15 protein-coding genes are annotated in these 20,228 nt (G+C 69.3%); 2 read left to right on the plus strand and 13 right to left on the minus strand.

Annotated elements, in window-relative coordinates; genetic code table 11:
• From ACRDP3_RS20755 to ACRDP3_RS20795, 9 genes are all read right to left on the minus strand, one after another.
• Positions 1 to 505 (minus strand): SRPBCC family protein (locus tag ACRDP3_RS20755; RefSeq protein WP_431518480.1); only part of this gene is annotated, 505 nt, incomplete at its 3' end.
• A gap of 34 nt (positions 506 to 539) precedes the next feature.
• Positions 540 to 1,088, minus strand: coding sequence for a (2Fe-2S)-binding protein (locus ACRDP3_RS20760; protein ID WP_431518500.1), 549 nt, complete (start codon positions 1,086 to 1,088; stop codon positions 540 to 542).
• Between the two features lie 26 nt (positions 1,089 to 1,114).
• Positions 1,115 to 3,496 (minus strand): xanthine dehydrogenase family protein molybdopterin-binding subunit, encoded by a 2,382-nt coding sequence (locus ACRDP3_RS20765; RefSeq protein WP_431518481.1) that lies wholly within the window; start codon positions 3,494 to 3,496, stop codon positions 1,115 to 1,117.
• Positions 3,493 to 4,365: an FAD binding domain-containing protein gene (locus tag ACRDP3_RS20770; protein WP_431518482.1), complete on the minus strand. Its 873-nt coding sequence runs from the start codon at positions 4,363 to 4,365 to the stop codon at positions 3,493 to 3,495. The genes ACRDP3_RS20765 and ACRDP3_RS20770 overlap by 4 nt, the downstream gene beginning before the upstream one ends.
• 89 nt (positions 4,366 to 4,454) lie before the next feature.
• Positions 4,455 to 5,873, minus strand: a complete 1,419-nt coding sequence (locus ACRDP3_RS20775) for an MFS transporter (protein WP_431518483.1) — start codon at positions 5,871 to 5,873, stop codon at positions 4,455 to 4,457.
• A 95-nt stretch (positions 5,874 to 5,968) separates the two neighbouring features.
• Positions 5,969 to 7,237, minus strand: coding sequence for an FAD-dependent monooxygenase (locus ACRDP3_RS20780; RefSeq protein ID WP_431518484.1), 1,269 nt, complete (start codon positions 7,235 to 7,237; stop codon positions 5,969 to 5,971).
• Positions 7,238 to 7,289: 52 nt separating this feature from the next.
• Entirely contained in the window at positions 7,290 to 8,321 is a 1,032-nt protein-coding gene (locus tag ACRDP3_RS20785; protein ID WP_431518485.1) for a hypothetical protein, read from the minus strand.
• Between the two features lie 376 nt (positions 8,322 to 8,697).
• Positions 8,698 to 10,917 carry an NADP-dependent isocitrate dehydrogenase gene (locus tag ACRDP3_RS20790; protein ID WP_431518486.1) on the minus strand — a complete coding sequence of 740 codons (2,220 nt, stop codon included), beginning with the start codon at positions 10,915 to 10,917 and terminating at the stop codon, positions 8,698 to 8,700.
• A gap of 191 nt (positions 10,918 to 11,108) precedes the next feature.
• Positions 11,109 to 12,125, minus strand: coding sequence for a GlxA family transcriptional regulator (locus ACRDP3_RS20795; protein ID WP_431518487.1), 1,017 nt, complete (start codon positions 12,123 to 12,125; stop codon positions 11,109 to 11,111).
• 70 nt (positions 12,126 to 12,195) lie between these two features.
• Here ACRDP3_RS20795 and ACRDP3_RS20800 point away from each other — a divergent pair, with 70 nt between their 5' ends.
• Positions 12,196 to 13,533, plus strand: a complete 1,338-nt coding sequence (locus ACRDP3_RS20800; RefSeq protein ID WP_431518488.1) for an MFS transporter — start codon at positions 12,196 to 12,198, stop codon at positions 13,531 to 13,533.
• A 71-nt stretch (positions 13,534 to 13,604) separates the two neighbouring features.
• Here the strand turns inward: ACRDP3_RS20800 and ACRDP3_RS20805 are convergent, their stop codons facing one another.
• Positions 13,605 to 13,739, minus strand: coding sequence for a DUF397 domain-containing protein (locus tag ACRDP3_RS20805; protein WP_431518489.1), 135 nt, complete (start codon positions 13,737 to 13,739; stop codon positions 13,605 to 13,607).
• Complete coding sequence (locus ACRDP3_RS20810; RefSeq protein WP_431518501.1) at positions 13,696 to 14,610, minus strand: helix-turn-helix domain-containing protein; 915 nt, start codon at positions 14,608 to 14,610, stop codon at positions 13,696 to 13,698. The genes ACRDP3_RS20805 and ACRDP3_RS20810 overlap by 44 nt, the downstream gene beginning before the upstream one ends.
• 166 nt (positions 14,611 to 14,776) lie before the next feature.
• On the opposite strand from ACRDP3_RS20810, the gene ACRDP3_RS20815 reads away from it, so the two are divergent.
• A complete protein-coding gene (locus ACRDP3_RS20815) occupies positions 14,777 to 15,253 on the plus strand; it encodes an ATP-binding protein (RefSeq protein WP_431518490.1) in 477 nt (158 codons plus the stop codon).
• Between the two features lie 17 nt (positions 15,254 to 15,270).
• Here ACRDP3_RS20815 and eccCb read toward each other — a convergent pair whose 3' ends face one another.
• Both eccCb and ACRDP3_RS20825 read right to left on the minus strand, forming a co-directional pair.
• A complete protein-coding gene (eccCb, locus tag ACRDP3_RS20820) occupies positions 15,271 to 19,596 on the minus strand; it encodes a type VII secretion protein EccCb (protein WP_431518491.1) in 4,326 nt (1,441 codons plus the stop codon).
• Positions 19,559 to 20,005 (minus strand): hypothetical protein, encoded by a 447-nt coding sequence (locus tag ACRDP3_RS20825; protein ID WP_431518492.1) that lies wholly within the window; start codon positions 20,003 to 20,005, stop codon positions 19,559 to 19,561. Before ACRDP3_RS20825 ends, eccCb begins: the two co-directional genes overlap by 38 nt.
• Between the last annotated feature and the right edge of the window lie 223 nt (positions 20,006 to 20,228).

Consider the following 20,228-nt stretch of genomic DNA (forward strand, 5'->3'; position numbering starts at 1 on the left):
CACCGGGAGCGGTGGCGGCCGGCGCCGGGGTGCCGGCGGCGGAGGCGGTGCCGTGCTCGCGTTCCTGGTCCAGCAGACTGCCGAGGTTCCTTGCGAACTGCTGAAGGATCTTGTTCGAGACGGTGGCCACCGCGCCCTTGCCGAACTGGGCGATCTTCCCGCGGATGACCAGATCCGTGGTCATCCGCAGCTCGGCCCCTTCGGCTGCCTCGGCCACCACCAGGGTGACCTCGGCCTCGGCGTCGCCGCTGCCATGGGTGTCGGCACCGCGCGCCTGTACCCGCAGCCGCCGCTGTGCGGCGTCGACCTCCAGGAAACGCACCGTCCCCGCGTAGGCGGCCGTGATCGGGCCGACCTTCACCTTCACCTTTCCGGACCAGGTGTCACCGTCGTTCCCCTCCAGCGTGGCGCCGGGCATACAGGAGGCGACGCGTTCGACGTCGTTGACGAGGGCGAAGACTTCGTCCGGTGTCGCCCTCACCGGGACCGTGTTGCTGAGCTGCATGGAATCTCCTCGCGCGCCGCCGCGGGCGGCATCGTCAGTCCTGTCCGTCGGTGAGCTGCCCGGCGCCTTCCAGCCGTTCCCGGAGCGCCGCCCGGCGCCTGGTGGCGCAGTCGTCGATCGCCTCGACGATGGTCTGATAGCCGGTGCAGCGGCAGAGGTTGGAGGCGACCACCTCGCGGATCTCCTCCTTGGACGCCGCCGGCCGCTCGGCCAGGAATCCCTCGGCGAGCATCAGGAACCCCGGGGTGCAGAAACCGCACTGCAGACCGTGGTGGCGGGAGAACGCCTGCTGGAGGTCGCTGAGTTCGCGTCCATCGGCCAGCGACTCCACCGTACGGATCTCGCGGCCCTCGGCCTGCGCCGCGAACATCAGGCACGCCCGGACGGGCGCTCCGTCGAGCAGCACGGTGCAAGCGCCGCAGATCCCGTGCTCGCAGCCCACGTGCGTGCCGGTCAGCCGGAGGTCGTGACGCAACGCGTCGACCAGGGTGCGGCGGGGCTCGGTGAGCACTTCGTGCAGCTCGCCGTTGACGTGCAGGCTGATCAGCTGCTGGTGCTGTGGCCGGCCGGCAGCGCCGGTCATCCCCGAGTCGGTCATCGCGGTGTCGGTCATCGCTGCTGCTCCAGTGCGTTTACCACCGTCTCCGGTGTGATGGGGGTGTCGTTCAGCTCCACTCCGGTGCGCAGCAGGCCGTCGTTGACGGCGTTGAGTACCGCGGCGGGCGCGCCGATGGTGCCGCCCTCCCCCACGCCCTTGGCTCCTGTCTCGGTGAAGGCGCAGGGCGTCTCGAGGTGGTGGATGGACACTTCGGGGATCTCCTGTGCGGTGGGGACCTTGTACTCCATGAAGCTGACGGCAGACGGCTCGCCCTGCTCGTCGTAGGTGACCTGCTCGAAGAGTGCTCCCGCGATGCCCTGGGCGATGCCGCCCCGGGTCTGCCCCTCGACCACTTGGGGGTTGATGGCCACCCCGCAGTCCTCGACGCACACATACCGCAGGATCTCGACCTGGCCGGTTCCCTCGTGGAGTTCCACGACCACGCCGTGGGTCGCGTTGGAGAAGGTGCCGTCGTTGAAGACGTCGAAGGTGGCGGTGGCGGCGAGCCCCGGCTCCACGCCCTTGGGCAGCAGGTGCGCCTTGAGATAGGCGATGTCGGCCAGTTCCTCGTACGTCAGGGTGCTGCCGTCCGAGGGGTGGCGCACCAGCCCCCGTCCCAGCTCCAGGTCCTCCGGCGGCACGTCCCAGCGGGAGGCGGCGATGAGCTTGAGCTTGTCGCCGAGTCTGCCCGCGGCCAGCCGGATCGCGCTGCCGCCTATCGCGATGGAGCGGCTGGCGAAGGTGCCCCAGCCGTAGGTGATCCGGTCGGTGTCGCCTTGGTGGATACGTACTTTGGCGATGTCCAGGCCGAGTTCGTCCGCGGCGATCTGGGCCATGGTGGTCTCGTGGCTCTGCCCATGGCTCATGGTGCCGGTGGTGACCACCAGGGCGCCGCTGGTGTCCATCCGTACCTCGGAGATGTCGAAGCCGGGCACCACTTCCATCTTGCGCTGGGCGAACGCGGCCGAGCCGTAGCCGGTGCGCTCGCTGAAGCAGGAGAATCCGATGCCGATGTTCCGCCCTTCGGCGGCAGCGGTCTCCTTGGTCCCGTACCAGCCCTCGTCGCGGAGCACCCGCTCGCACAGGTTGAGGGACTCCAGATACGAGCCCGGGTCATAGGTGATGTTGTTGACCCCGGTGTAGGGGAAGTCGGTGATGAGGTTGCGGCGGCGGATCTCGACCGGGTCCAGGCCCAGTTGCCGGGCGGCGCGCTCGAAGAGCCGCTCCATGACCATCACGTACTGCGGGCGGCTCACCCCCCGGTAGGGGGCGGTGGGCGCCTTGTTGGTGGTGACCGCACGGGCCCGCACCCGGTAGGCGGGAACCTTGTAGACGCCGGGCACCTCGGCAGAGGCCATCAGCGGCTCGATGCCGGCGGTGAACGGGTAGCAGGAGTACGCGCCCATGTCGCAGACGATCGCGGCGTCCAGCCCGAGAATGCGGCCGTCGCCGTCGAACGCCGCGCGGACGTCGTAGTGCTGCTGGCGGGCGAGGAAGGAGGCGGTCAGCGCGTCCTTGCGGTCCTCGATCCACTTCACCGGCCGGTCCAGCCGGAGTGCCGCCGCGCCCACCGCGATCTCTTCACGTCCGACCACGCACTTCTGCCCGAAGCCACCGCCCATGTCCGGTACGAGCACCCGTACCGCCCGCTCGTCCAGACCCAGACAGCGGGCCGCCACCGTGCGCACCTGATGCGGGACTTGGGTGGAGGTCTGCAGCAGCAGCTGCTCCTCCCGGGCGTCCCAGCTCGCGACCACGCCCCTGGTCTCCAGCGGAAGCGCGTTCTGGCGGCCGGTCCTGGTCTCGACCCGGACCACGCAGGGCGCCTCGTCGAAGGTGTCGTCGATGCCCTCACTGGCGAACATCGAGACATCGAGCAGGGTGTTGGCCGTGGCCTCGTCGTGCACCAGCGGCGCTCCGGGAGCGAGCGCCTGCTCCTCGCAGGTGACGGGACGACGGGCCTCGTACGTCACCCGGGCCGCCTCCAGCCCGTCCTCGACGGCGTACGCGTCCCGTGCCACCACGACGGCGAGGGGTTCCCCGACATAGCGGACCCGGTCACGGGCGAGCACCGGCATGGCGGTGGGCACGAACTCGGTGAGGGGACGCCCGAGCCGTGCGGTGATGTCGGCCAGAGCGAGGTCCTCGGCGGTGAACGCGGCGACCACACCCGGCACTTCCAGTACCGCCGACAGGTCGATGGAGGTGACCGCGCCGTGCGCCACGGTGCTTCGTACGAATTGGGCGTGCAGCATTCCCGGCAACTGGACGTCGTCGGTGAACCGTCCGCGCCCGGCCAGCAATCGGGGGTCCTCGCGGCGGCCGACGGAGGCACCGATCAACGCGCCTTCCCCGGCGGGCCGGTGGCCGTGCTCCGTCATCGGAACAGTCATCGGGAGATCGCCTCCTCGCAGGCGCGCGCCACCAGGGTGCGGATGAGAACCCTGCGGTAGTGCGCGCTGCCGTTGCTGTCATCTGTGGGAGGGTCGACGGAGTCGGCGGCTGTGGCCGCGCATTCGGCGAACAGCCGTGGCCCGGCCGGGCCGCCCCGCCCCAGCACCTCCTCGGCCTCGGGGACGCGTACCGGCAGGGGGGCCACCCCGCCCAGGGCCACCCGTCCGGCGCGTACCGTCCCGCCGTCCGGCGCGAGGTCGAGATCCACGGCGGCGGCAACGGTGGCGAAGTCGCCTTTGCGTTCGGCGAATTCGGTGAGTGCGGCGCGCGGGGCGGGCCGCGGGAAGACGACCTCGACCAGGATCTCGTCGGGCTCCAGAGCAGTGGTGTAGTAGCCGTGGAAGAAGTCCGCCGCCCCGATCCGGCGCTCTCCGCCCGGCCCTTGGGCCACGAGCACGGCGTCGAGCAACACCGCGAGCAGACACCACTCCGCGGTGGAGTCGGCGTGCGCGAGGCTGCCTCCGACGGTGCCGCGGGTGCGGATCGGCAGATGACCGATCCAGCGCATGGCGTCCCGGATGACGGCGAAGCCGGGGCCCAGCACGGCGGACGGTGCGGTCTCCACCGCGTGGTGGGTGGTGAGTGCGCCGATGTGCAGGGCGCCGTCAGGGTGACCGCGCATTCCGTCGAGACCGGTGAGGCCGCTGATGTCGACCAGGTGCTGGGGGCGAGCAAGCCGGAAGTTCATCATCGCGACCAGGCTCTGGCCGCCTGCGATGATCTTCGCTTCGTCGCCGAGTTCGGCGAGCAGCCGGGTGGCTCCCTCGATGTCGCGCGCACGGTGGTACGTGAATGCGGCGGGCTTCAAATCTCTCGTCTCCCTTCGGGCTCGGACCGCGCTGCTCCGGGTGGGCCGGGGGCGCCGTACGGTTCGCAGCCCGTACGGCGCCCCGGTTGCTAGCCCCGCACGGACGCACTCTCCACGGGCTGCGGGGAAGCCGCAGGCTCGGCGGTCGCCTCGCCGTCGATGTCGTCCAGTTCCCTGCCCTTGGTCTCGGGAGCCGCGAAGGCCATCCAGATCACCGCGAGGACCACGACCACGCCCAGTACGGCGAAGGTCAGCGGCAGTCCGAGCAGCGGCCACATCAGCGAACCGAAGAGCAGCGGGGCGAACCCGGTGCCCACCCGGCTGACCGAGGAGGCCCAGCCGAAGCCGCTGGCCCGCAGCGTGGTCGGGTACAGCTCGGCGACGTAGGCGTAGAGCACCGGGATGGTCAGCTGGATCAGGAAGCCGAAGACGGCGATCGCGATCATCGCGGCGGTCTCCACCTTCAGCACCAGGGCGAAGCCCACCAGTGCCGCGGTGGACAGCGGGGCGGAGACCGCGATGACCCACTTGCGGCCGACGACGTCGACCAGCCAGATCGAGGCCAGCACGCCCAGGATGCCGACACCGCTCATCAGCGTCGGTCCCATGAACGACGCGGTCTCGTTGTAGCCCTCCTCCTTCAGGATCGAAGGCATCCAGGTCAGGGCCGCGTAGTAGACCATCATGATGCTGACGAACAGCAGCCAGGAGACGGAGGTGATCCGGGGGTTGAACCTCCACAGCCTGCGGAACTGCTCGACACCGGCGCGCAGACCCTTGGGCCGGTCCGCTCCCTCACCCGCGGCCGGTACGGGAATCTCGTACGGCTGCGGTGTGGCGCCGCTCCGGGACACCAGGCTGTCGATGACCTGCCGCGCCTCGGCCTCCTTGCCCACCTTGGTGAGGTAGATCGGCGACTCCGGAACTCCCCGCCGCACCCAGAACAGCAGCAGAGCGGGCAGGACCATGGTCGAGAGCATCCAGCGCCAGTTGCCCTCCAGCGGCACCATCATGGTCGCCACCACACCGCACAGAGTGACGCCGATGGGCCACCACAGGTCGAGGGCGGTGAGGATCCGGCCGCGGAACTTCTTGGGGGAGAACTCGCTGACCAGCGCGTAGTCCACGGGGATACAGCCACCGAGGCCGACGCCGGCCAGGAACCGCAGTATCAGGAAGACCGTGTAGTCGGGCGAGAGGGTGCCCAGCACGGAGAACAGCGCGAAGATCAGCAGAGTGGCACTGAACGCCTTCTTGCGCCCGATCCGGTCGGCGATAGCGCCCCAGACGACGGCCCCGACCGCCATGCCGACCAGGTTGGCCGTGGCGATGAGACTGCTCTCCCCCATGGTGAGGTCGAACTCCTTGCCCAGCAGCGGCATCAGGAAGCCGTTGAGCGCGATGTCCCACGCGTCGAACAGGTAGCCGAGGCCACCGATGATGAAAATCTTGCCCTGGACGCCCCATTTCCATGGGAGATCCTGGACGATCTGATCGCCTGTCTTCACCTTTGGCTCCAGTTCGGAAGGGCACATGCGCGCCGGAACGGATGCCGGTTCGCTCGCCTGTCAGCGGGACGCCGTGGTGGCCGCGCCCGCGCGGCTCACCGGGAGAACTTGTACGAGAACGCCTCCTGATCGGGATCGTTGAGCGGGGTACCGCTCCACAGCCAGTCGTAGGAGACGTCGGACTCCCCGTCGAAGTGCCTGAGCTTCGCGTCGCGTTCCCGCTGCTCGGGTCCGTCGGGGAAGTGATAGAAGGTCTTGTTGCGTAGCGACGCCTGCTGCACGATCCCCGCGTGCTTGGCACGCCGGTCCACGTAGCGGCGCAGCGCTCCCCGGATGCCGTCGGCGGTGACGGCACCGAGTTCCTCGGCGAGCACGGCGGCGTCCTCCATGGCCTGCGAGGCGCCCTGGGCCTGGTAGGGAAGCATGGCATGGCAGGCGTCGCCCAGAAGCGCGACGTTGTCGTCCGTCCACACCGGGTCGGGACGCCGGTAATAAAGGGCGAAGCAGGACACGTCCTCCTTGGCCTTGGAGAGCATCGCCGGGACCCGGTCGTCCCAGCCGGGAAAGGCATCGGCCAGTTCCTCGGCGCTGGAGGGCGCGACCCAGCGCTCGGCGACCTCGTCCGTGCAGGGGACACAGGCGACGATGTTGAGGTATTCGCCACCGCGGATCATGTAGTGCACCAGATGCCGGTCCGGTCCGTACCAGATGGTGCTCTGGTAGCGGTCCACCAGCCAGCGTGTGGCCGGGTCCGCGGCGATCAGGTCACCGGGAATCAGTGCCCGGAAGGCCATCTCGCCGGAGAAGACCAGGGTGTCCTCCGCGCCCATCAGATCGCGCACCCGGGAGCGGATCCCGTCGGCTCCGATCAGGGCGTCTCCCGCGTACCGGCTGCCGTCGTCGGTGACGGCGACCGGCCGCAGCGGATCCGTGCGGTCCAGACCGACGACCGTGCTGCTGGTACGCAGCCGGACGACGGGACCGGGCCCTTCCGGATCGGTGCAGGCGTCCATGATCACGCGATGCAGGTCGGCCCGGTGATAGTGCCAGTACGGGGCGTTGTAGGTGTCCTTGCAGAACTGGCCCAGCGGGGTCAGGCCGACGATGCTGCCGTCCTTCCAGCGCCGCCGCACCTGATCCAGCGGTTCGGTGTGGATGGCTTCCAGCTGCCGCCGCAGACCGAGCCCGAGCAGGATCCGGCTGGCGTTGGGGGCGGTCTGGATGCCGGCCCCCACCTCGCCGAGCTGCGGAGCCTGTTCCAGGACGGTCACCCGGATACCCCTGTGCCGCAGGGCGAGCGCGGCGGTGAGACCACCGAGCCCTCCGCCGACGACGGTGACTTCGTAAGACTGGCTGGACGCCACTGTTCCTCCAAGGCGTGAACGGTCGGACGCGCTCGGGCCGACGAGGGCCCGGTCAGCTGTCGATGAGCCGGCCGTCCACCACGACGTCCGTGCCGTCCACGGAGACGGTGCAGCCGCGCATCGCGATATCCAGGTGGGCGTAGGACTCGCGGCCGAGGAACGGGTGCGGGCCGGTGGACCAGAGGAAATTCCCGGCGAAGGCGCGGGCGTCCATGCCCATCAGATCGCCCTTGCCGTACATCGCGGTGGCGAACCAGTCGGCGCTCTTCATCAGTCCCCAGCCCATGTGGGACAGGCTGCGGCCCCATTGGTCCCCGGCGTCCTCGAAGAAGGTCTGCAGCAGCTGCGCCTCCGCCCCTCCCGAGACCTTCTCGATGTGGCCGTCGGCGATCTGCAGGGTGACGGGGGCGCGCACGTACTCCTTGAACGGCAGCAGGATGTCGCCCTCGGCCAGCACCAGCTGTCCGTCGGAGAACTCGGGCCAGCACAGCACCATGGTGCTGGGCCAGTGGTCCCAGCGGCCCGGGTCGTCGGCGAAGCCGACCTGGAACTCGGGGTGGGCGTTCTTCAGCTGCACGGTCAGATCGGTGCCCGCGTCCGAGGTGACCCGCATGACGGAGGAGCACTTCAGGAGATCCGCGCCCTGCAGGACGCGGGCCTTGTCGCCCTCCTGCGGAAGGTTGCGTACGAGCACATCCGGGGCGTCGCACACGAAGATGATCCGGGTGCCCGCCCGCAGGATCTCCTGCTGCACCGGGGCGTGGATGAATCCCTCCTGGGTGAGGTCGACGACGAGATCGGCCGACTTCAGCAGGTCCTGGGCGGTGGTGTCGTTGAGCACCGAGGTCAGTCCGGGGCCGGCGCCGGTATGAGTACTGGGCATCGGGGCGGGACTGCCGCCGGGCACGGTCGCGGCGATGACGTGGGCGCCCAGGGATTTCGCGGCTCCGAAGGCCGCCGCGACGTAGTCACCACGGCTGCCCGGCTCGGCGAGGATGACGACATGCTCGTCCTCCTTCACCTTGCACAGGGTCAGCTCGCGGGTGAACGCGTCGAGCAGATCAACGGACGAGAGATCGAACATGGGTGTCCCTCCAGGAGTCTTCGCTGAGTTGTGGGGCACGGGGCCGGGGGCCTCCCCCGTGGGTTCGGGAGGGTCGGTCACGGTGCGTCGCATCGGATTCACAGGGAACGAGGGCAGGTCGAAATCCACCCATCACATGGGGCCTGAGCAGCGGAAACGTCCACCGCCGCAGGACCCGACGGAGATAATCCGAACACGTACTAACTGGTCTTGGCAAGGGGTCTGCCGGGAGTCGGCACCGACTTTCCCCGCCGTATCCGCGCCATGACATCCCGGCCCGGAAACAGGCGATGGCCCGCGGAAGACGCTGAAAAGCGTTTCCGCGGGCCACCGAACCCGTAGACCCTCAAGGCCGGTTCACCGGCCGAAGACTCCGTCAGCCGAGCGTCGCGAGGGCCTCGTTGAAGGTCACCGACGGACGCATGACGGCCGCCGCCTTGGCGTCATCGGGCCGGTAGTAGCCGCCGATGTCCGCCGGCGACCCCTGGACGGCGATCAGCTCGTCGACGATGGTCTGCTCCTGCTCGGTCAGCGTCTTGGCCAGGCCCGCGAACGCCTCCGCGAGCTGCGCGTCCTCGGTCTGCTTCGCCAGCTCCTGGGCCCAGTAGAGCGCCAGGTAGAAGTGGCTGCCGCGGTTGTCGAGGCTGCCCAGCTTGCGGGTCGGCGACTTGTTCTCCTGGAGGAAGGTGGCGGTCGCGCGGTCGAGGGTGTCGGCGAGGACCTGTGCGCGCGCGTTGCCCGTCTTCTGCGCGAGGTGCTCGAAGCTGACCGCGAGCGCCAGGAACTCACCCAGGCTGTCCCAGCGCAGGTAGTTCTCCTTGACGAGCTGCTGCACGTGCTTGGGCGCGGAGCCGCCCGCACCGGTCTCGAAGAGACCGCCGCCGTTGATCAGCGGGACGACCGAGAGCATCTTGGCGCTGGTGCCGAGCTCCAGGATGGGGAACAGGTCGGTCAGGTAGTCGCGCAGCACGTTGCCGGTGACCGAGATCGTGTTCTCGCCCCGGCGGATGCGCTCGAGGGAGTACGCGATGGCCTCGGCCGGGGCCATGATCTCGATCCGCAGCCCCTCGGTGTCGTGCTCGGGGAGGTACTGCCTGACCTTGGCGATGAGGTTCGCGTCGTGTGCGCGCCCCTCGTCGAGCCAGAAGACGGCCGGGTCGCCGGTCGCGCGGGCGCGGGTGACGGCGAGCTTGACCCAGTCCCGGATCGGCACGTCCTTGGTCTGGCACATCCGGAAGATGTCGCCGGCGCTGACGGCCTGCTCCAGTACGGCGTTGCCGTCGCCGTCGAGTACCCGGACCGTGCCGGTGGCCGGGATCTCGAAGGTCTTGTCGTGGCTGCCGTACTCCTCGGCCTTCTGCGCCATCAGGCCGACGTTGGGCACCGAACCCATCGTGGCCGGGTCGTACGCGCCGTTCGCGCGGCAGTCGTCGATCACGACCTGGTAGATGCCGGCGTAGCTGCTGTCGGGGATGACCGCGAGGGTGTCGGCCTCCTGGTCGTCGGCGTTCCACATGTGGCCGGAGGTGCGGATCATCGCCGGCATGGAGGCGTCGACGATGACGTCGCTCGGTACGTGCAGGTTGCTGATGCCCCGGTGGGAGTCGACCATCGCGAGGTCGGGCCCCGCGGCCAGCTCCGCCTCGAAGGACGCCTTGACCGCGTCGCCCTCGGGCAGCGATTCGAGGCCCTTGAAGATGCCGCCGAGCCCGTCGTTCGGGGTCAGACCGGCCGCCGCCAGGACCTTGCCGTACTCGGCGAAGGTCTTCGGGAAGAACGCCCGTACGACGTGGCCGAAGATGATCGGGTCGGAGACCTTCATCATCGTGGCCTTCAGGTGCACCGAGAACAGCACGCCCTCGGCCTTGGCGCGGGCGACCTGCGCGGTGAGGAACTCGCGCAGCGCCGCGACCCGCAGCACGGCCGCGTCCACGACCTCGCCGGCCAGCACGGGCACCGACTCACGCAGCACGGTGGTGCTGCCGTCGTCCCCGGCCAGTTCGATGCGCAGCGCGCCGTCGGCCGCGACGACCGCGGACTTCTCGGTGTTGCGGAAGTCGTCGGCGTCCATGTGCGCGACGTTCGTCTTCGACTCGGGGGTCCAGGCGCCCATCCGGTGCGGGTTCGCCTTGACGTAGTTCTTCACCGAGGCGGGCGCGCGGCGGTCGGAGTTGCCCTCGCGCAGCACCGGGTTGACGGCGCTGCCCTTGACCTTGTCGTAACGCGCGCGGACGTCCCGCTCCTCGTCCGTCTTCGGGTCGTCGGGGTAGTCCGGCAGCGCGTAGCCCTGCTCCTGCAGCTCGGCGATCGTCGCCTTCAGCTGCGGGATGGACGCCGAGATGTTCGGCAGCTTGATGATGTTGGCTCCGGGCGTCCCGGCCAGCTCACCGAGCTCGGCGAGGGCGTCGTCGATACGCTGGCCCGCCTCCAGCCGCTCGGGGAAGCCGGCGATGATCCGCCCCGCCAGAGAGATGTCACGGCTCTCCACGGCGACCCCGGCCGTCGAGGCGTACGCCTTGACCACGGGCAGGAACGAATACGTCGCCAGGGCCGGAGCCTCGTCAGTGTCCGTATAGATGATGGTCGAGTCAGTCACCGGTACTACTCCGCTCCACGTCTACATCGTCTTGACGTCAAGATATCTCGTACCGGCCCCCACCCCGAAACCAGCCCCCACGCCGGGCCTCCGGGTCGGCCGTATGGCCAGGGCAACGTCGATCGGCCCGCTCATCGATCCCCAACCCGGTGCTTCCGGGAACGCACCCGGCGTGAGCGGGCCGCCGCGTCTCAGACGGCCGCGGTCGCCATGCCCTCCGGGCCACGGAAGGTGCGCCGGTACGCGCTCGGCGAGGTGCTGAGCGCGGCCTGGAAGTGCTGACGCAGATTGGCCGCCGTGCCCAGGCCCGCCCGGACGGCGACCTGGTCCACGGGCAGGTCGGATTCCTCCAGCAGTTCCCTGGCCCGTTCCACCCGTTGCCGGATGAGCCAGTTCATCGGCGTCATGCCCACCTCTTCGCGGAAGCGCCGCGTCAGATTCCGTACGCTCATGGCTTCTTGGGCCGCCATCTGCCGCAGCGTCACGGGCTCGTGGAGGTGCTGCAGCGCCCACCCGCGGGCCGCCGACGTCGCGGGGGACGCCGGCTCGGGGACCGGACGGCGTACGTACTGGACCTGGCCGCCCTCGCGGTGCGGGGGGACGACGGTACGCCGGGCCACATCGTTGGCGACGGCCATGCCGTGGTCGCGGCGGATCATGTGCAGGCACAGATCGATGCCCGAGGCACAGCCGGCCGAGGTCAGCACGTCACCGGCGTCGGTGTAGAGGACGTCGGGGGCGAGCTCCACACCGGGGAAGAGCCGGGCGAACTCGCCCGTGTGGCGCCAATGGGTCGTCGCCGCATGCCCGTTGAGCAGCCCGGCGGAGGCGAGGACGAAGGCGCCGGTGCAGATGGAGGCCATGCGGGTGCCCTGGCGCACCCGGGCGAGGGCCTCACCGAGGGGGGCGGACAGCTCGGGATCGTCCTGGTCGTAGTCCTCGTAGGAGGAGAGGACGATCACGGTGTCGGCCTCGGCGAGCGCCTCGGGCCCGTGCGGGACGTGGACGGTGAAATCGCCGTCGGTGCGGGTCTCACCGGCCTCCAGCCCGCACGTGACGACCTCGTACAGCGGCCGGCCCTCGGCCGTCGCCCCGGCTCTGGCCTGCCCGAACATCTGGTGCACGATGCCCAGCTCGATGGGGAGCAGCATCTGGCGGGCGAAGACGGCGACATGGTGCCGCTCGGGATGGGAGAAGACGTTCGTCATGTCCCTATCCTTGCGCATGATGTCCATCTGGACACTCGTACCGGCGAGGCGGAGTCAGCACGCTGGATTCATGAGCCGGACCGAGCTGAAACAGACCCCGCCGGAGCCGTCACCGGATGAACCGGGTGAACCGGGTGAACCGGGCCGCCGCCTCCACCGGGCCTGGGTGATCGCCGCTTCGGCCGGCGCGGCCATCGTCACCGCCGGCGCCTTCACCACCGTCCCCGGCCTGCTGGTCACCCCGCTGCACGAGCAGTACGCCTGGGACCGTGGCCAGATCGCCCTCGCGGCTTCGGTGAACATGGTGTTCTTCGGCCTCACCGCCCCCTTCGCCGCGGCGCTGATGGACCGCGTCGGCATCCGCCGTGTGGTCACCGGCGCCCTCCTGCTGGTCGCCGCGGGCGCCCTGCTCACCAGCGCGATGACGGCCGCCTGGCAGCTGACGCTGTACTGGGGTGTGTTGATCGGTCTGGGCAGCGGCTGCCTGACCATGACGTTCGCCGCGACCATCACCAGCAGATGGTTCGAGCGCCGCCGCGGCCTGGTCACCGGCGGCCTAAGCGCCTCCAGCCACCTGGGTCAGCTGCTCTTCCTGCCCCTGCTGGCCTGGTCGGTCGAGCGCTTCGACTGGCGGCCCCCGGTGGTGACCCTGGCGCTCGCCGCGCTCGCGGTGGCCGGCCTGGTGTGGCTGCTGCTGCGCGACCACCCCGCCGACGTCGGGCTGCGGCCGTACGGGGGCGAGAAGTTCGTCCCCAAGCCCGCGCCCGTGCCGGGGGCGGCCACCCGAACCGTGCGCGTACTCCTCGACGCCGCGCGCACCGGCCCTTTCTGGCTGCTGGCCGGCATGTTCGTCATCTGCGGTGCATCGACCAACGGGATCATGTGGAGCAACTGGATACCCGCCGCGCACGACCACGGCATGCACGCCACGGTGGCGGCCTCCATGCTCTCCCTGATCGGCGTCTTCTCGGCGCTGGGCACCATCCTTTCCGGCTGGCTCACCGACCGCTTCGACCCGAGACGCCTGCTGGCCGGGTACTTCGCCGCTCGCGCGCTGACCCTGATCGCGCTGCCGATGATGTTCGCCTCCACGGCGCGGCCCTCGATGCTCGCCTTCGTCATCCTCTACGGGCTGGTCGACGTGGCGACCGTACCGCCGGTCATCGCGCTGTCCCGCCGCCGCTTCGGCGCGGACGGCCCCATCGTCTTCGGCTGGGCCAGCGCCGCCCACCAACTCGGCGCCGGCGCCTCGGCGTTCCTCGGGGCCACCGCCCGCGATCTGTTCGGCAGCTACGACGTGGTCTGGAACGCGCTCGGTACCACCTGCGTCATCGCGGCGCTGCTGGCCCTGGTGGTCAGGACCCCCGGCACCGAAGAGCCCGCGACCAGGACCGCCTCACGCGATTGACCGTGCCCGCCCCCGAGTCACCAGCACTCAGGGCCGGGGGTCCGGCCGAACCGGCGGGAGATCGAGGTCAGTCAGGCGCGGTCGCCGGTCTTCACGTCGCCGACGAAGGCGGTCCAGGAAGCGGCCGGGACGACCAGCGCCGGGCCGTGCGGGGCCTTGCTGTCACGGACGGGCACGACGCCGGGGAATCCGTCCGCCACCTCCACGCAGTCGCCCCCCTCCTGATTGCTGTAGCTGCTCTTGCGCCAGGCGGCGCCGTTCAGATCGGGACGGGAGACTGACTCCACGATGGTTGCCCTCCATCACGCAGCGGATCATGTCGAGCGACATCTTCGGCGGCAGAGCGACTGCCCGCAAGCGATCGTAAATCACCGAATGACGCTTGACCTCCGCCGGTTCCTCGATGAGTTGGCCGTAATCGGCTCCTTCGAGATAGACGGCTTCCGTGTCGTCAGCCATCGTCAGGACGGTCATGGATCCGCCCAGCAGATCGTGCGCTCCGTGGTCGAACGGCAGGACCTGCACCGTGACCGAAGAGCTCTCGGCGGCCTCCAGCAGCCGGGACAACTGGTCGCGCATGACGTCCCGTCCGCCGACCGGCCGCATCAGCACCGCCTCGTCCAGGACGGCCCAGACTTCGGGACGATCAGGGCCGGCGAGCCGCTCCTGCCGTTCCATTCGGGCGGTGATGCGCTCCTCCAACTGCTCCTCGCCGCGGAGCGACCGGCCGACACTCAGGACGGCCCTCGCGTAACTCTCGGTCTGCAGCAGACCGGGCACCACATGCGCCGCGTACTGGCGGATGGACTCCGCTCGGGCCGAGTACGCCATGAAAGCCCGCGACCAGTCCGGGAACGTCTCGCGGTACACGTACGGCCACAGCTCGACCAACAGATCGTCCGCGTCCAGGGCGTTGTCGAGTGCGCGGGCCAGCGGCAGCGTCGGCTTCGCACCGGAACTGCGCTCGACCTGGGTGATGCGGGTGCTGACCACGTGCGTCTTCCGGCCCAGCTCGGCCTGGGTCATCCCGGCAGCCGTACGGAGCTTGCGGACGCGCGAACCGAAGAGCGCCGCCATGGACGAAGCGGGGTCAATTTCGTTGGCCACAGCCTGACTTCCGTTCCTTACGACCCTTGATGTAAGCGTTCAACACCTTTCGAGCATAGGCCCGGCGGACGACTCTTGAGCACAGAACGTCACGACCCGTGCACCGTGCGGTCGTGCAGGCAATCGAGGAACCGGGATGGGCAGCACCGTGCTGAAGGCAACGACAACGCAGGACGAGGTCCCGGACCCGGAACGGCCCACGTTCGCGATGCAGTTCACGTCCTCGCCCCGAGGCGCCCGCCTGGCCCGGCGGCTCGCCGTGAAGCGGATGGATCAGTGGGGGTACCCGCCCGCCTCGGACACGTCGTGCACCGTGTCCCTGCTGGTCGGCGAACTCACCACCAACGCCGTGTGCCACGGACGCGTCCCGGGGCGGGACTTCCAGCTTCGCCTCAGCCTCGACGCCGGGACGCGGACCGTCCGTATCGAGGTCTCGGACGCGAGCCCGGAACGGCCACCCGCCTGTCGGACCGCCCCGGGCCCGGACGACGAATCGGGCCGCGGCCTGCTCCTCGTCGACATCCTGGCCGCCCGCTGGGGGATCTCTCCCCGCCACCCGGTCGGGAAGACCGTCTGGGCGGACGTCGAGACCGCCCCGTCATGGCTGCGGTGAGGGCACTCGCTCGCCCATCAGCCGGCGTGGGGAGGCAGGTAGGCCAGCTGGACCTGCCGCGGCATGTCGCGTCGGCCGGTGAGCGTGGCCCGGCCGGGTGGCCGGCGGTGCGGGGTCACCGAACCGATGAGCGCGCCCTCGGACTTGTCGCCCGAGAGCGTGAGCCCGCGCGTGCCCTGTTCCCACAGGTAGTGCATGACTGGTTCGTACATCGACCGCGATGCCCCCGCCGAATTGCGGCACAGCACCACGCGGAGGCCGAGGTCCCGCGCGAACGGCAAGTAGTCCAGGAGAGGGTGGAGGGGGTTGCTCGAGGCGGTCGCGACGAGGTCATAGTCGTCCACGAGCAGGAAGATGTCGGGTGCCGTGTACCAGCTCCGGTTTCGTATCTCTTCCGAGGTGACGTTCGACGGGGGCATCCGCCTTGCTGCGAGGTCGGTCAGAGTCGCGACATGGGACGGCAGTTCCAGGCCGTTGGGGACGTACCCCATCACATACTCCGAGGGCAGCTCATCCATCAGCGAACGCCGGTAGTCGACGACGATCAGCTGTGCTTCTTGAGGCGTGTACCGCTTGCTGATCCTCTGGGCGAGCAGCCGCAGCAGTGATGTCTTCCCGGACTCGCTCTCCCCGATGACGACCAGATACGGGTCGGTCTCGAAGTCGACGCCGAAGGGCTGCAAGGTCGTTTCGTCGAGTCCCAGGGCGATTTCGGCCTTGGAGCGGCCGAAGTCCGGGGGAAGCGCGTCCACGGGCAGCAGCGTGGGCAGGACGCGTACGGGCGAGGCGGTCGGCCCTGTCCACTGTGACCGGATGGTATCGACGAAGTCCACCGTGGCCTCTGCCAGTCCTGTGGGGGCGCTCGGCCCGTCGCCGAGCCGCGGCACGGCGGCCAAGAAGTGGTACTTGTCGGGGGTCAAACCGCGGCCCGGCGCACCGACCGGAACGTTCGCCGCCACCTTTCGTGCGATCTCCGATTCCATCGGGTCGGCGAGACGCAGCTCGACTCGCGTACCGAAGTAGTCGCGTAGCGCTGTGCGGACGTCGGCGTAGCGGGTGGTCGCGAGCAGCAGATGGACGCCGTAGCCGAGGCCGCGTGTCGCGAGGTCGAGAATGCTCTCTTCCAGTTGCTCGTACTCGTGTTTGAAGCTTGACCAGCCGTCGATGACCAGGAAGACGTCGCCCCACTGTTGGTCCGGCCACTTTCCCTCCGCGCGTCTCATGCGGTACGTGGCCATGGAGTCGATGCCGTGGGTCCGGAAGAACTCCTCCCGTGTGGCCAGCACGCCGGTGACCTCGGCGACCATACGTCGTACGTGCTCCGGGTCGAGCCGCGAGGTCACCCCTCCCATATGCGGCAGATGCTGGAGCTGCTGCATGCCGCCGCCGAAGTCCAGGCAGTAGAACTGGACTTCGGACGGCGTGTGGGTCAGGGCGAGCGCGCAGATGACAGTACGCAGCAGCGTCGACTTGCCGGTCTGGGGCGCCCCGACGATCAGGCCGTGCCCCGCCGCGGCTGAGAAGTCGAGGTACATCAGGTCGCGGCGCTGCTGGTCGGGCCGGTCGACCAGCCCGGCCGGCACACAGAGTCGGCCCAGCCCTCCGTACGCCGGAGGGTGCAGCCCGCGCTCCGGCGAGGACGTCAGTTCTGGCAGCAGCTGGTCGAGGGTGGCGGGGTCATCCAGCGGAGGCAGCCAGACTTGGTGCGCGGGTGGTCCCTGGCCTGCGATTCGGTGCACCAGCACGTCCAGCAAGCTGTCCGCGAAGGGGTCTTCGATGATGTCGTCCGCGGTGAACGGGGCTTCGGGTGCGTAGGAGGCCGAGACGTATGCGGCCCGGAAGCGGGTCATCTGGTCGCTGCCGTGCTTGAGATAGCCGGAACCCGGCATGGAGGGCAGGTGGTAGGCGTCCGGGACTCCGATCGCCGTGCGGGATTCGGCGGCCGAGAAGGTCCGCAGACCGATCCGGTACGAGAGGTGTGTTTCAAGGCCGCGCAGCCTGCCCTCCTCCAGGCGCTGTGAGGCCAGCAGCAGATGCACGCCGAGCGAGCGGCCGATGCGGCCGATCTGGACGAGGAGGTCGATGAACTCAGGTCGCGCGGTGAGCAGTTCGGAGAACTCGTCGATCACGATGAGCAGCGAGGGGAGGGGGTCCAGCGGGGCGCCCGCCGCGCGCGCCTTCTCGTAGTCGTGGAAGTTGGCGTAGTTGCCCGCCCAGCGCAGCAGTTCCTGGCGGCGCAGGAGCTCGCCGCTGATGGCGTCGCTCATGCGGTCCACGAGGGTCAGTTCGCCGGCGAGGTTGGTGATGATCGCCGAAACGTGCGGCAGCCCGGACATGCCGGCGAAGGTGGCACCGCCCTTGAAGTCGGCCAGGACGAAGTTCAGTGTCTCTGACGAGTGAGTCGTCACGAGACCGAGGAGCAGCGTGCGCAGCAATTCCGACTTGCCTGAGCCGGTGGCGCCGACGCACAGGCCGTGTGGCCCCATCCCGCCGTGTGCGGCTTCCTTGAGGTCGAGCATGACGGGCCGGCCGTCCTCGCTGACCCCGATCGGCACCCGCAGCCGCTCCTGCGGTGAGCGCTGCGACCAAGCGCGGGTCACGTCGAACCGCTGAGCGTCGCCGATGCCGAACAGTTCCGTGAACGGGACGTCGGTGCGGGGCGCGGGCGCCGTGTCCGGCTGCACGCCGAGCCAGCGTTCCCGCATCCGCTGTGTCGTCTCAGCCAGGGCCTGCCTGGCATCCGCGGAACTGGTGACCTCCTCCAGATGGGGCACAGCCACACGGAAGCGCCGTCGGAGCGACAGGGCCCACCCGACCCCGAGGCCCGCTGAGAGAGTCGCATCGATCTGCGACTCTGACGGGTCGTCCAAGGGCAGTTCGACACGGGTCCCGAGCAGGCCCAGCAGATTCGCACCGAAGTCGCTCCAGCGCCGGGCGGAGACGAGGAGGTGGAGTCCGTAGTTCAGGCCGGTGTTGGCAAGCCGGTGGACCTCTTGAGCGAACTCGGGTATCTCCCAGTCGAAGTCGAGCCAGCCGTCGATCACAAGGAAGACATCGCTGCCGCTGTCGCGCGGCAGCCGTCCCGCTGCCCGCAGCTCGCGGAACTCCTCGACTGAGTCGATGCCCAGGTCCTGGAACAGAGCCCGCCGGGCGGCGATGGCGTCCTTCAATGCCGTGAGGACCTCCGCGACCGTCTCGTGCTCGTGTGCGGCGGCGACCTTCTTCACGTGCGGCATCGACCGCAACACACCCAGTCGGTTGACGGCTCCCTCCAGGAGGTACAACTCCACCTCGTGCGGCGTATGGGTCAGCGCCAGCGACATGACGAGGACACGCAGCAGCGTCGTCTTGCCGCTGCCCAGCTTGCCGGCGACCGCTGCGTTCCCGCTTCGGTTGGAGAGGTCCAGGCACATGAGCTCGCCGCCGGAGGTCGCAGCCGTACGGCCGATCGGCACTATGAGCCGGGACGCACCCTCCCAGGAGTCGCAGATGAACCCTCGGTCCGGGGTGTCGACCGACGGAGGCAGCAGCGTCCCCAGCACTAGTTCGTCCGTTCGTGCCCCCTGCGAGGGCAAGCCGGTAGAGGGGTCGGTGCGCGCAGCGTATGCGAGGGGGACATGTCCCTCGCACTGGCCGGACTTGGTGGGCGTCTGTTCCGGGCCGCTGTGGTTGACGACGGCGTCGTGCACATACGTGTACAGCTCGTCGGGTGTGATCACACCGTCACGGTCGAGATCGGCCAGTCCGGTGCTGAGCCCGTCATTGACCGCGGCGGTGAAGCGTGCCACGGGCCGGGCGTTGTCCAGCGTGAGCTGGTCTCCTTCGTAGGCGTACTCGAGCGCGGTGGACGCGGTGATCACGAAGGTGCCGCGGCCGACCAGTGCCGCCTCCACGTCGACCGGCGCGGGAGACATGGGTGTGGCCCGGTAGAAGAGGCCGCTGTAGCAGCAGTCGAGGAGCACGATCTTGGTGCGGGCCTCGCACTCGTCCAAGAGCTGATGGATGAGGTCTGCACGGACGGCGGTGGTGTGCGGGCGGCTCAGGTCCGTTCCGATGGTCGCGAAGAACAGCCGGTCGGTGTCGTTCCTGATGCCGTGACAGGCGAGGTAGAGCAGGACCAGATCGTCGGGCGCGCGATTGCTGAGCAGCGCCTCGATCTCCCGCTCGATCTCCTCTTTGGGTCGGTTGGTGAGTGCACGGACGAAGTCGAAGCGGCCCACCGACTCGTCCTTCAACAGGGCTTCCAGCTCGCTGGCGCCGCGCACGGGTGACCGGAGCTGGTTGAGGCCGGGGTCGACGTATCCGTCAGTCGCGACCAGCAGCGCGATCCGGCGTCCCGCCATCGCTGCCTCCCGGCTCCCCGCTGTCGCCGTCCACGCTGACCTCTGCGGCGATCCGCGAGGCCACGACGTCGACCAGCTTGTTCTGGTCCTTCGCGGAGAGCGCCTGGAACGTGCCCTTGTTGCCGTCGAACTCCCATTCCACGGAACGGGTCTTGGAGCGCTGAATGTACGCAACCAGGACGTTGCTCATGGCCTTCAGCGCCGCAGCCGAGAAGGCGCCGCTGACAATGAGGGCGCCGATTTCGTACCCAGCGGAGGCCATCGAGCCGGCCGGTGCGGGAGCCTGCTTGCGCTCCACCTTGAACAGGCCGAGCGTTCGCAAGTCTCGGTAAAGGCCGCGTACTTGGCGCTCCACTTGCTCATCGGACGCCATGGGCCCGGCATCTACTCGGAGCACCAGCTCGTACACCCTGCCTCCCCGGCACCGCAGTTCACCGTCGACGATTGATCGTATAGCGAGTCAGGTGGGCCACACGAGTCATTCGCCGGCTTCGTCAACGTCTCGAGCGAACGCGCGGCCGGCGAGCAACAGCATCGCGGCGTCCAGCAGCGGCAGCAGTCGACGGGCGTAGTGGGTCGCGGGACCAACTCGAGCAGTACACACGTCCGTTCCGTCGCGGAGCGACCCTCTG

The organism is Streptomyces sp. (assembly GCF_050698815.1).
Classification (GTDB): domain Bacteria; phylum Actinomycetota; class Actinomycetes; order Streptomycetales; family Streptomycetaceae; genus Streptomyces.